This window comes from Caenimonas koreensis DSM 17982 (genome assembly GCF_009646335.1).
Lineage (GTDB): Bacteria > Pseudomonadota > Gammaproteobacteria > Burkholderiales > Burkholderiaceae_C > Ramlibacter > Ramlibacter koreensis.
Genome location: NZ_WJBU01000010.1, coordinates 224,550 through 237,141 on the forward strand (window position 1 = coordinate 224,550; position 12,592 = coordinate 237,141).

The 12,592-nt window shown below is 63.2% G+C and carries 8 protein-coding genes; all 8 read left to right on the forward strand.

Annotation, left to right across the window (positions count from 1 at the left end):
- Window positions 1-45: 45 nt before the first annotated feature.
- The gene (locus tag GHT07_RS12125) at window positions 46-636 is read left to right on the forward strand and encodes a formate dehydrogenase subunit gamma (protein WP_323740906.1); all 591 of its coding nucleotides are present in this window, start codon (window positions 46-48) and stop codon (window positions 634-636) included.
- Window positions 633-2,198: a formate dehydrogenase beta subunit gene (locus GHT07_RS12130; RefSeq protein WP_153585335.1), complete on the forward strand. Its 1,566-nt coding sequence runs from the start codon at window positions 633-635 to the stop codon at window positions 2,196-2,198. The genes GHT07_RS12125 and GHT07_RS12130 overlap by 4 nt, the downstream gene beginning before the upstream one ends.
- A 27-nt stretch (window positions 2,199-2,225) precedes the next feature.
- Window positions 2,226-5,126, forward strand: a complete 2,901-nt coding sequence (gene fdhF / locus GHT07_RS12135; protein WP_153585336.1) for a formate dehydrogenase subunit alpha — start codon at window positions 2,226-2,228, stop codon at window positions 5,124-5,126.
- Window positions 5,127-5,157: 31 nt separating this feature from the next.
- Window positions 5,158-6,000 carry a formate dehydrogenase accessory sulfurtransferase FdhD gene (fdhD, locus tag GHT07_RS12140; protein ID WP_153585337.1) on the forward strand — a complete coding sequence of 281 codons (843 nt, stop codon included), beginning with the start codon at window positions 5,158-5,160 and terminating at the stop codon, window positions 5,998-6,000.
- A complete protein-coding gene (locus tag GHT07_RS12145; RefSeq protein WP_153585338.1) occupies window positions 5,990-6,223 on the forward strand; it encodes a formate dehydrogenase subunit delta in 234 nt (77 codons plus the stop codon). Before fdhD ends, GHT07_RS12145 begins: the two co-directional genes overlap by 11 nt.
- Window positions 6,224-6,541: 318 nt before the next feature.
- On the forward strand, window positions 6,542-8,239 hold the full coding sequence (locus tag GHT07_RS12150) for a hypothetical protein (protein ID WP_153585339.1): 1,698 nt from the start codon (window positions 6,542-6,544) through the stop codon (window positions 8,237-8,239).
- Between the two features lie 142 nt (window positions 8,240-8,381).
- Window positions 8,382-9,326, forward strand: a complete 945-nt coding sequence (locus GHT07_RS12155) for a LysR family transcriptional regulator (protein ID WP_153585340.1) — start codon at window positions 8,382-8,384, stop codon at window positions 9,324-9,326.
- 175 nt (window positions 9,327-9,501) lie between these two features.
- A complete protein-coding gene (gene fdnG / locus GHT07_RS12160) occupies window positions 9,502-12,585 on the forward strand; it encodes a formate dehydrogenase-N subunit alpha (RefSeq protein ID WP_153585341.1) in 3,084 nt (1,027 codons plus the stop codon).
- The last annotated feature ends 7 nt before the right edge of the window (window positions 12,586-12,592 follow it).

Below are 12,592 nucleotides of genomic sequence, written 5' to 3' on the forward strand. Positions count from 1 at the left end.
CTGATTCGATTGGACGGCCGGCGCGCGGCTGTGCACACTGGGGAGGTGACTGATACCACCTCTCTTCCCACCTCCGTTCCGACACCCCGGCAGCATGACGTGGTGCTTGCCACGCCTGATGAACTGCGCGATCGCATCCGCCAGCTTGGCAAGTCGGCAGCGCAACAGAACGAGCCGCACTTCGTGGCCGTGCGCGAGATCGTCTCGCGCCTGGCCGCGCAAGAGGGCGCGCTGCTGCCCATCCTGCATGAAGTGCAGCACGCGCTTGGCTTCATTCCCAAGGAAGTCGTGGGCGTGATTGCCGACGGCTTGAACCTCTCGCGCGCCGAAGTGCACGGCGTGATCACCTACTACCACCACTTCCGCAGCGAGCCCGCAGGCCGCCACGTGCTGGAGGTGTGCCGTGCCGAGTCGTGCCAGGCCATGGGCAGCGAAGCGATGTGGCAGCACGCCTGTTACGCACTGGGCCTGCCTGCTGAGGGTGGCACTGCGAGCGGCGGCGGCATCACGCTGCAGCCCGTGTATTGCCTGGGGCTGTGCGCCATGTCGCCGGCGGCCATGCTCGATGGCAAGCCGCATGCGCGCCTGAGCGTCCAGCGCATCGACGCATTGATCGACAGGGCGGTTGAGGCATGAGCGCCGTCCGCATCTACGTTCCGCGAGACAGTGCTGCGCTGGCCGTTGGCGCTGAGGAAGTCGCGCAGGCCATCACTGCCGAAGCTGCGTCACGCGGGTTGCAGATTGAACTGATCCGCAACGGCTCGCGCGGCATGTTCTGGCTGGAGCCGCTGGTCGAAGTTCAAACGCCGCAGGGCCGCGTGGCCTATGGGCCGGTGCAGCCTGAAGACGTGGCATCGCTGTTTGACGCTGGCTTGCTGCAAGGCGGCGCGCATGCGCTGGGCCTGGGCGTTACTGACGAGCTTCAGTGGCTGCGCTCGCAAGACAGGCTGACGTTTGCGCGCATCGGCGTGACTGATCCGCTGTCGCTGGCTGCTTATGAAGAACACGGCGGGCTGGCCGGTTTGCGCATCGCGCTGTCGTTTGCTGCGGCTGATGTGGTGCAGCAGGTGCTCGATTCTGGTTTGCGGGGCCGCGGCGGCGCGGCGTTTCCGGCGGGCATCAAGTGGAAGACGGTGGCCGCGGCGCAGGCTGCGCGCAAGTTCATCGTCTGCAATGCCGACGAAGGCGATTCAGGCACGTTCAGCGATCGCATGGTGATGGAGGGCGATCCGTTCATGCTGATCGAAGGCATGGCGATTGCGGGCATCTCGACCGGTGCGACGCATGGCTACATCTACGTGCGCTCTGAATATCCGCATGCGGTGGCCACGCTGCGCGAGGCGGTGACCATTGCGCGGGCGGCAGGCGTGCTCGGCGACAACGTGCTGGCCAGCGGCAAGGCATTCGAGCTTGAAGTGCGCATGGCCGCAGGCTCGTATGTGTGCGGCGAGGAAACGGCGATGCTGGAGAGCATTGAAGGCAAGCGCGGCATCGTGCGTGCCAAGCCGCCGCTGCCTGCGCTGCAAGGGCTCTTTGGCATGCCAACGGTGATCAATAACGTGATCACGTTTGCGTCGGTGCCAATCATCCTGGCCAAGGGGCCGGTGTTCTATCGCAACTACGGCGTGGGCCGCTCGCATGGCACGCTGCCCATCCAGCTGGCGGGCAACGTGAAGCACGGCGGGCTGGTCGAGAAGGCTTTCGGCATCACGCTGCGCCAGCTGATGTTCGACTATGGCGGTGGCACTGCGAGTGGCCGGCCGGTGAAGGCCGTGCAGGTCGGCGGCCCGCTGGGTGCGTACGTGCCCGAATCGCAGTGGGACATTCCATTCGACTATGAAGCGTATGCGGCGGTGGGCGCAGTGGTGGGCCACGGCGGCATCGTCATGCATGACGACACGGCAGATATGTCGAAGCTCGCGCGGTATGCGATGGAGTTCTGCGCGATTGAGTCGTGCGGCAAGTGCACGCCTTGCCGCATCGGGTCCACGCGCGGTGTGGAAGTGATCGACAAAATTCGCACGGTCGACGCGCAAACGCGGCCGCAGCAAGTCAAGCTCTTGCGTGACCTGTGCGACACGATGGTCAACGGCTCGCTCTGCGCGATGGGCGGCATGACGCCTTACCCGGTGGTCTCCGCGCTCAACCACTACCCTGAAGATTTCGGCATCACGGCCACGGGCCGCGAAGCCGCCTGAAGCATTTCGAAAGAAGAGGAGCACACCATGCTCGAACACCTGAAGGTTTCTGACTACGGCACGCCGCGTCGCGAATCCACCGAAGAGGTCACGCTGCAGATCGACGGCGTCGATGTGACGGTGGCCAAAGGCACGTCGATCATGCGGGCCGCGATGGACATGGGCGTGAAGGTGCCCAAGCTGTGCGCGACAGACAGCGTCGAGCCCTTCGGCTCCTGCCGCCTGTGCCTGGTGGAGATTGAAGGGCGCAAGGGCTTCCCCGCTTCATGCACGACACCGGCCGAGCCCGGCATGAAGGTGCGCACGCAAACACCCAAGCTGCAAGAGCTGCGCAAGGGGGTGATGGAGCTGTACATCAGCGACCATCCGCTGGACTGCCTCACGTGCAGCGCCAATGGCAATTGCGAGCTGCAGGACATGGCGGGCGTCACGGGCCTGCGCAATGTGCGCTATGGCTTCAAGGGCGCGAACCACATCGAAGCGAAGAAAGACGAATCCAATCCGTACTTCACCTATGACCCGTCGAAGTGCATCGTGTGCAGCCGCTGCGTGCGCGCGTGTGAGGAAACTCAGGGCACGTTTGCGCTGACGATCAGCGGGCGTGGCTTTGAGTCGCGCGTGTCGCCCGGGCAAGACCAGCCGTTCATGGACAGCGAATGCGTGAGCTGCGGCGCCTGCGTCGAGGCTTGCCCCACGGCGACGCTGCAGGAGAAGACGGTGATCGAGCTCGGCCAGCCCGAGCACAGCGCCATCACCACCTGCGCCTACTGCGGCGTGGGCTGCGGCTTCAAGGCCGAGATGAAGGGCAACCAGGTTGTGCGCATGGTGCCGTGGAAAGACGGCAAGGCCAACGAGGGCCATTCATGCATCAAGGGCCGCTTTGCGTGGGGCTATGCCACGCACAAAGACCGCATCACCAAGCCGATGATCCGCAAGACGATTCACGACGCGTGGCGCGAAGTGAGCTGGGAAGAAGCGATCAACTACGCGGCCAGCGAGTTCCGGCGCATCCAGGCCAGGCACGGCAAGGACTCGATTGGCGGCATCACGTCGTCGCGCTGCACCAATGAGGAAACGTACCTGGTGCAGAAGCTGATTCGCGCGGCTTTTGGCAACAACAACGTCGATACCTGCGCGCGCGTGTGCCATTCACCCACGGGCTATGGCCTGGGGCAGACGTTTGGCACGTCGGCGGGTACGCAGACGTTCAAGTCGGTGGAAAAGAGCGACGTGATCATGGTGATCGGCGCGAACCCGACCGAAGCGCACCCCGTGTTTGCGTCGCGCATGAAGCGGCGCCTGCGCCAGGGCGCGAAGCTGATCGTGATCGATCCGCGGCAGATCGACCTGGTGAAGTCGCCGCATGTGAGTGCTTCGTATCACCTGCAACTCAAGCCGGGCACGAACGTGGCCGTGATCACTTCGCTCGCGCATGTGATCGTCACGGAAGGCCTGCTGGCTGACAGCTACATTGCCGAGCGGTGCGACGACAAGTCCGCCCGCGAGTGGAAAGAATTCGTGGCGCGGCCAGAGAACTCACCCGAGGCGATGGAAGCTGTGACCGGCGTGCCCGCGCACATGGTCCGCAGCGCTGCGCGGCTCTACGCCACGGGCAACGACCAGGGCGTGAAGCCTGCCAAGCCCGTCAACGGCGCGATCTATTACGGCCTGGGCGTGACCGAGCATGCGCAAGGCTCGACGATGGTCATGGGCATTGCGAATCTGGCCATGGCCACGGGCAACGTGGGTCGTGAAGGCGTGGGCGTGAATCCGCTGCGCGGGCAGAACAACGTGCAGGGTGCGTGCGACATGGGCTCGTTCCCGCATGAGCTGCCGGGCTACCGCCACATCTCTGACAGCACGGTGCGCGGCACATTCGAATCCGCCTGGAATGTGGAGCTCAACCCCGAGCCGGGCCTGCGCATTCCCAACATGCTCGACGCAGCGATGTCGGGCAGCTTCATGGGCCTGTACTGTGAAGGCGAAGACATCGTGCAGTCCGACCCCGACACGCAGCACGTGGGCGCAGCGCTCGCGGCGATGGAATGCGTGGTGGTGCAGGACATCTTCCTGAATGAGACGGCCAAGTACGCGCACGTGCTGCTGCCGGGCGCATCGTTTCTGGAGAAAGACGGCACCTTCACCAATGCAGAGCGTCGCATCTCACGCGTTCGCAAAGTCATGCCGCCGCTCGCGGGCTATGCGGATTGGGAAGTGACGCAGATGCTGTCGAATGCGCTGGGCTACCCCATGAACTACTCGCACCCGCGCGAGATCATGGAAGAGATCGCAGCGCTCACACCCACATTCAAGGGCGTGACGTACGAGAAGATCGACGAGTTTGGCAGCGTGCAATGGCCGTGCAACGACAGCACCGAGCTGCTGGGCACGCCCATCATGCATATCGACAAGTTCGTGCGTGGCAAGGGCCGCTTCATCATCACGAAGTACGTGGCGAGCGATGAGAAAGTCACGCAGCGCTTCCCGCTGTTGCTGACCACGGGGCGCATCCTGTCGCAGTACAACGTGGGTGCGCAAACGCGCCGCACCGCCAACAACCAGTGGCACAGCGAAGACCGGCTGGAGATTCACCCGCATGACGCGCAAGACCGCGGCATCAAGGACGGCGACTGGGTCGGCATTTCGAGCCGCGCGGGTGATACGGTGCTGCGCGCTGAGGTGACAGAGCGCATCCAGCCGGGCGTGGTGTACACGACGTTCCACTTCCCTGAGTCGGGCGCGAACGTGATCACGACCGACAGCTCGGACTGGGCGACCAACTGCCCCGAGTACAAGGTGACCGCGGTGCAGGTGATGCCGGTGGCCAAGCCGTCGAAGTGGCAGCAGGAATACTCGCAGTTCAATGCCGAGCAGCTCGCGCACCTGGCAGCGGTGCACGGCGAGGCAGCGGCCATTGTTGGCAAGTGATTCGGCAAGTGATCCGGTTGACAATCGCGCGATGAACCTGTCCGACCCACCCGTGAACCCGCCGCCCGCCATGAGGCATGTGCCGATGGAGCGGCGCGACGCGGCCGGTGCGCAGGCGGCGCAGGACTGGGTGGCGATGGAGGTGCCGGTGGCGCTGGAGTTCAACGGCATCTCGCATGCGGTAATGCTCGCTTCACCGGCGGACCTGGAAGACTTCGCTTACGGCTTCTCGTTGACGGAAGAAATCGTCGATAGCGCCGCCGATATCCGTGATGTGGAGGTCGTGCCAGGCGAGCAGGGCATCACGGTGCGGCTGGAGATTGCTTCGTCGTGTTTTGCGCGTTTGAAGGAGCGCCGCCGCAGCCTGGCCGGCAGAACAGGATGCGGCCTGTGCGGCACTGAGAGCCTGCCCGATGCAGTGCGTACACCGCCGCCGTTGAATTCGCAGGCGTCGTTCAGCCAGGCCGCCGTGTTGCAGGCATTGCAGTCGCTGCGCAGCCGCCAGCCGCTGCACGACGCAACGGGTGCCACGCATGCCGCGGCATTTGCTGATACGGGCGGTGGCCTGCTCATCGTGCGGGAAGACGTGGGCCGCCACAACGCGCTCGACAAACTGATCGGCGCCATGCAGCGCGCGCGGCACGATGCGAACGCGGGCTTCATCGTGGTGACCAGCCGCGCGAGCTACGAGATGGCCGGCAAGGCGGCACGTGCGGGCGCGCCATTGCTGGCAGCCGTCTCAGGCGTGACTGGCCTGGCCATCGATGTTGCGCAGCAAGCGGGCCTTTGCCTGATCGGCTTTGCGCGCGGCGACAACCTCAACATCTACACGCATGCCGAGCGCGTGCGCAAGGGCGAGCCCCATGGACAGTGACAACCTCGTTCGCATGGCCAACCGCATTGGCGACTTTTTCGAGGCGATGCCTGATCGCGAGGAAGCGCTTGAAGGCATCGCGACGCACCTGAAGAAGTTCTGGGATCCGCGTATGCGCCGGCAGTTCCTGGAGATGGTCGATGCCAATGCCGGTGCCAATGCGCCTGGCCTGAAAGACATCGTGCGCGTTGCTGTCGAACGGCATCGCGCGCTGCTGGCCTGAGAGGCTGCACCACAGGTTGTTGATTCCTGCGCCGCTTGGGCGTGGGGCGCACTACCTTTGATAGTCAAAGGCATAGCCCGCGCAAACCGCCGGAACCTTTCGCACATCAGCGTTACAGACCGTGGGAACAAGCTCAATTGCGAAAGGTCTTCTATGCTCCCCGCACGTTCCGCAGGCCAATCTGGCTCAACACCACCGACGCAGCCGTCGCCAACGGGCCCTGCGCAGGCGCGAGCGGGTTCTGCGGCGGGGCGAGCAACGTCCTTCGTGAATTCCTTGGGGCGCAGCTTTGGCAACCTAGCGAGGCGAGTTGCAGACATGCCAGCTGCGCGACGCAGATCTGAGGATTTGAGCGAGCGGCCGCATGAACCTGCACCGACCGATGCCGTCGAAGGCGGAAACACAGCGCCCGCTGAAATTCGTGCGTTGGCCATCAGGGAAATAAGGGCTCACCTGGCGGCAAGCCGGGCATCGGCTGGTGACCTTGTCGCGGCTGAGCACCTGCAGCGTTGCATCGACATCTTCGACGAAAACCGTGACCGCTTCGGCGTGTTGCCGGACGATGTGCGTCAACTGATGGCGGAGGTGTCGGAACGCGGGAGAGATGCGTGCAATGCGAGGGGTTTGGCTATCGGTGAAGACCTTTGGCTACTTCGCGCATCCGAGATGCAACGTAGGGCGCGTGAGTTTGGCTCAACAAGCGAACCGCTTACTCGTCTGCCAGAGCATCGTCCGATGGATATCCGCGCGCCCATGCTGAATTCGACGGAATGCGCCAAGTTGCAAGCTGGCGTCTTTCCGTGGCCCGGCGATTTTCCCGGTTCGGGGCGAACTGAATTCGAGAGTTATGTCGGTGACGTGCAGGAAGTACTCTTGCAACTGAAAAACCCAGGTGATGTGGATTTACTCAAACTTGCTTGCGTGTTGCAGCCCGGAAGCAGCTTTTTCAAGGACGTGTGCGGACATGAGCTCATCAAGAGACTCAATGCGATTCATCGCGGCAGCCAATATGAAGCGGCCAAGCGTCAAATTGCGGGGAGGGCTCTGTGTTTTGTCGGCCGGGAGGGAGCTCAGTTCCAATATTCTCATGACCCATATGACGCATGTGAACTATTCCACCAGATGTCAAATGCGCTTTTCATCGATGTGGGGGTGCATCCGCTCGACGATCAAAGGCACTCGGCAGCGTGGGCACTCAATTCCTGCGTGTGGCACTCGCAAGGCCTTATCCGCGACGACAGCCTACTCCGCGCCTTGGCCCAGCGCGCGATCGAATCGCCCGCGATGTACGAAGCCGCTTCTACATGGGCACATACCTTGAGATGGGACCTTGATGGATTTGTTCGGGCAAATTACCCTCAGGCCGCGCGCGAGCTTGTTGATACGCGTGTCGGCGATCATCTCAACCAAATTGGCGACCTGACCGCCCTCGTTCAGAGCTATGTAGGCGCACCGCCCACCCGCGCCGACCGCTCAGCAGAGTTAGCACGTCAATCCAAGCGAGTGGGCGAGCTCCAGAAGGGAATTTACTCGCTCGTCGGCAAACGCAATGAGCTGATCGCCCATGAGAGACCGATTGAGATCTGGTTGGCCTACGGTGCGCTCGTGGCGGACATTCGGCTGGAAGCTGGGGAGCGCACCAGTGACCTGCTTGAAGATTTGTGGATCAGTTTGTCGCGAGAACGCCGTGCGTTGACTACCCCGGCTGATATTCAGAAGGTCGACACAGTACTTGCGCTCTACTTCCAGGAGCATGCGCAGCATTCTTATCAAGTTGCAGATGTGCTGGCCGAGATAGCGCAATACACGTTGACAACCGCGGCGCACTCGAAATACGACGAGGCCGCTGGTGAGCTGTTCACAGCTCAATGGAAGGTCGTGCTCGAGCGTGTCAAAGCGCTGGAATTCGAAGGCAAGGACGAACTGCTGGCCAGCCTGTCGGTGCAGCTGGAGGAGTTGGGGAAACAGCCCGGTTGGGCAGCCTGCGCGAGTAGTGCGCGCCTGTATTTCCGCTAGTTGTGAAATACGCCGGTCGGTCAGCGCCGACCGGTGCCGGGCCTGGCGAGACCAGCCCTCACGGCGGCTGGCACTACGCCAGGTGACACCGCGAATCTGGCGCAGAATCCGGCGATATGCACAACGCGCAGCCTGCCTCGCCATGAACGTCCTCGCCTCGATGCGCTACCTGGTGGCGCTCAATGAACAGAAGCACTTCGGCCGCGCGGCCCAGGCCTGCCACATCACGCAGCCTGCGCTGTCGAATGCGATGCGTGTGCTCGAGCGCGAGTTTGGCGTTGTCATCATTCGCCGCGGCCGCACGTTCGTGGGCCTCACACCCGAGGGCGAGCGCGTGCTGGCGTCGGCGCAGCGCATGCTGCATGAGCACAACCTTTTGCAGCAGGAGTTGAAGAGCGAAGCAGGGCGTGTGCAAGGGCCGCTGCGGCTGGGCGCGGTGCCCACGGCCATCCCTGTGCTCGCGCGCTTTGCAGCGATGTTGCGCGTGCGGCAGCCGGGCATCGTGCCAGCCGTGATTTCGCTCAGCTCGTCGGAGCTGGAGGCGGGTATCGACAGCCTCTCGCTCGACCTGGCCCTGGGCTATACCGAGCGCGTGCGCGAGCGCAAATCGACTGTTACGGTCTATCCGCAATACATCGAGCACTACTTTTATCTGCACCGCGCCGCCAAGCCGGCGGCCGGTGGGATGAAGATTGGCGCGCGCGTGAAATGGAAAGATGTGGCGCAACATCCACTGGCCATGCTCACGCCCGAAATGCATAACCGCACGATCATCGACAGTGCGTTTGCAACGGCGGGCACGCCGGTCAAGCCTGCGATAGAAACCAACTCCATCCTCTCGCTGGCGTTGAGTGTGGTGGAAGGTGATGTGTCCACGGTGATGCCCGGCGCACTGGTAGCGGCTGTGCGCGGCTATCGTGAGCTGGAGGCGAATCCGCTCACGTCGCCCGAGGTGCGCACGCCCATTGGCTTTATGTCGAATGCGCTCACGCAGCCTTCGCGCGCGCTGGCCGAGGCTATCGCACTGGCGCAAGACAAGCAGTGGCTGCGCCATGCTGCACTGCACTCAGGCCTGCTGGCTGCCTGACACCCGCGCTGATGTAGGCGGCAACTACCTTCAGTGGGCCGTTGCTCCGAGAAAACCCCAATGGGGCGCGCAAACGCTGCGTGCAGGTGTAACCTGCTTGCTACCGTGATCGCGTCCGCTGCCATGGTGGGCTCGAAGTCTCAAGCAACTCAGCGTGTACGAGAGGAGCAAAAGCATGGACATGAACCGACGGCAGTTCTTCCGCGTGAGCGGGGCAGGGCTGGCCGCATCGAGCCTGGTGGCGCTCGGCTTTTCGCCGACAGCTGCGCTGGCTGAGGTGCGGCAGTTCAAGCTCTCGCGAACGACTGAAACCCGCAACACCTGCCCCTACTGCTCGGTGGGCTGCGGCATCCTGATGTACAGCCTGGGCGACAAGTCGAAAAACGCGCTGCCCGACATCATCCACATCGAAGGCGACCCGGATCACCCCGTCAACCGCGGTACGCTGTGCCCCAAGGGCGCGGGCCTGCTCGACTTCGTGCACAGCCCCAACCGGCTGAAGTACCCCGAGATCCGCGAGCCCGGCGCCAGCGAGTGGAAACGCGTGAGCTGGGACGAAGCGATGACGCGGCTGGCCAAGCTCATGAAGGCTGACCGCGACGCGAACTTCATTGCGCAGAACGCCGACGGCAAAACCGTCAACCGCTGGACTTCCACCGGCATGCTCTGCGCATCAGCATCCTCCAACGAATCGGGCTACATCACGCACAAGGCGATGCGCTCGATGGGGATGCTCGTATTCGACAATCAAGCGCGCGTTTGACACGGACCGACGGTGGCCAGTCTGGCCCCGACGTTCGGACGCGGCGCGATGACCAACCACTGGGTGGACATCAAGAATGCCGATCTCGTTCTCATCATGGGTGGCAATGCCGCTGAAGCGCATCCGTGCGGCTTCAAGTGGGTCATAGAAGCCAAGCAGCACAACAAGGCGAAGCTGATCGTCGTCGACCCGCGCTTCACGCGCTCGGCCGCGATGAGCGACTACTACGCGCCAATTCGCGCGGGCACGGACATCGCCTTCCTGGGCGGTGTCATCAACTACCTGCTGTCGAACAACAAGATCCACCAGGACTACGTCGCGAACTACACGAACGCGTCGTTCATCGTGGGCGAGGCGTTCGGCTTCAAGGACGGCCTGTTCAGCGGCTACGACGAAGCCAAGCGCAATTACAGCGCGGCGAGCTGGGCGTACGAGATGGACGGCGACTTCGCCAAGACCGACCCGACGATGCAGCACCCGCGCTGCGTGCTCAACGTGATGAAGGCGCACTTCTCGCGCTACACGCCCGAGATGGTCAGCCGCATCACCGGCACGCCCAAAGACAAGTTCCAGAAGATCTGCCAGATGATTGGCGAGACGGCGGTGCCAGGCAAGGCGATGACCATCATGTACGCGCTGGGCTGGACACAGCACAGCACGGGCTCGCAGATGATCCGCACGGCCGCCATCATGCAGCTGCTGCTGGGCAACATCGGCATCGCCGGCGGCGGCATGAACGCGCTGCGCGGCCACAGCAACATCCAGGGCCTGACGGACCTGGGCCTGCTGTCGAACTCGCTGCCGGGCTACCTGAGCCTGCCGCGCGATGCAGAGCAGGATCTTGAGACGTACTACAAGCCGCGCGCGTTGAAGCCCCTGCGGCCCAACCAGATGAGCTACTGGCAGAACTACCCCAAGTTCTTCGTCAGCATGCAAAAAGCCTGGTGGGGCGCAGCGGCCACGGCCGAGAACAACTGGGCCTTCGACTACCTGCCCAAGTGGGACAGGCTGTACGACGTGCTGCAGGCGTTCGAGCTGATGAACCAGGGCAAGCTCAACGGCTACATCTGCCAGGGCTTCAACCCGGTGGGATCCTTTCCGAACAAGAAGAAGATCATCGCGGGCCTGTCGAAGCTGAAGTTCCTCGCGATCATCGATCCGCTCAACACAGAGACGGCGGAGTTCTGGAAGAACTACGGCGAACACAACGACGTTAAGAGCTCGGAGATCCAGACGACGGTGTTCCGCTTCCCGTCCACGTGCTTTGCGGAAGAAGACGGCTCGCTCACCAACTCGGGCCGCTGGCTGCAGTGGCACTGGAAGGGCGCGAACCCGCCGGGCGAGGCCAAGGGCGATCCGGAAATCATCGCGGACCTGTTCTCGCGCATCCGTGCGATGTATGCGAAGGACGGCGGCGCGTTCCCCGACCCCATCGTCAAGCTCACGTGGCCCTACAAGATTCCATCCGCGCCTTCTGCCGAAGAGCTCGCGATGGAATACAACGGCAAGGCGCTGGCCGATGTGCTCGCACCGCCCGACCCGAAAGACCCGAAGGCGCCGCAAAAGGTGCTGGTGAAGGCGGGTGAGCAGTTGCCCGGCTTTGGCATGCTGCGCGATGACGGCAGCACGTCGTGCGGCTGCTGGATTTATTCCGGCGCATGGACGCAGGCCGGCAACCAGATGGCGCGGCGCGACAACGCGGACCCATGGGGCATCGGCCAGACGCTGAACTGGGCGTGGGGGTGGCCCGCGAACCGGCGCATTCTGTACAACGCTGCGTCGAGCGCGCCTGATGGCAAGCCTTGGAATGCCAAGCGCCGCCTCGTGCAATGGAACGGCACGGCGTGGGGTGGCTCTGACGTGCCCGACATCCGGCCCGATGCCAACCCGGGCGACGAGAACCGCGTGCAGCCGTTCATCATGACGGCCGAGGGCGTGGCCCGCATGTATGCGCCCACAGGCATGGCCGAAGGCTCGCTGCCCGAGCACTACGAGCCGTTCGAATCGCCGCTTGAAAACAACCCGATGAACACCAACCCGAAAGCGCGGGCCAACCCGGCGGCGCGCGTGTTCAAAGGTGACATGGAAGCGTTCGGCAAACCGAAGGACTTCCCGTATGTGGCGACGAGCTATCGCCTCACCGAGCACTTCCACTACTGGACGAAGAACGTGGAGACGTCGGCCATCATCCAGCCGCAGCAGTTTGTGGAGATAGGCGAAGAGCTCGCCAAGGCCAAGGGCATCAACAACGGCGACATGGTGAAGGTCTCGTCCAACCGCGGCTTCATCAAGGCCGTGGCGGTGGTGACCAAGCGCATTCCGCAGCTGGATGTCGATGGCAAGAAGGTCGACACGGTGGGCCTGCCCAATCACTGGGGCTTCGTGGGTGTGGCCAAACCGGGTTACCTGGTCAACACGCTCACGCCATTCGTGGGGGATGCGAACACGCAGACGCCCGAATACAAATCCTTCACCGTCAACATCGAGAAAGCATAGGAGAACC

Bases quoted from the DNA above. Each gene is read 5' to 3' on its own strand.
- GHT07_RS12130 (WP_153585335.1), top strand. From the start codon at position 633: ATGAGCGCCGTCCGCATCTACGTTCCGCGAGACAGTGCTGCGCTGGCC.
- fdhF (WP_153585336.1), top strand. From the start codon at position 2,226: ATGCTCGAACACCTGAAGGTTTCTGACTACGGCACGCCGCGTCGCGAA.
- fdhD (WP_153585337.1), top strand. From the start codon at position 5,158: ATGAACCTGTCCGACCCACCCGTGAACCCGCCGCCCGCCATGAGGCAT.
- GHT07_RS12145 (WP_153585338.1), top strand. From the start codon at position 5,990: ATGGACAGTGACAACCTCGTTCGCATGGCCAACCGCATTGGCGACTTT.
- GHT07_RS12150 (WP_153585339.1), top strand. From the start codon at position 6,542: ATGCCAGCTGCGCGACGCAGATCTGAGGATTTGAGCGAGCGGCCGCAT.
- GHT07_RS12155 (WP_153585340.1), top strand. From the start codon at position 8,382: ATGAACGTCCTCGCCTCGATGCGCTACCTGGTGGCGCTCAATGAACAG.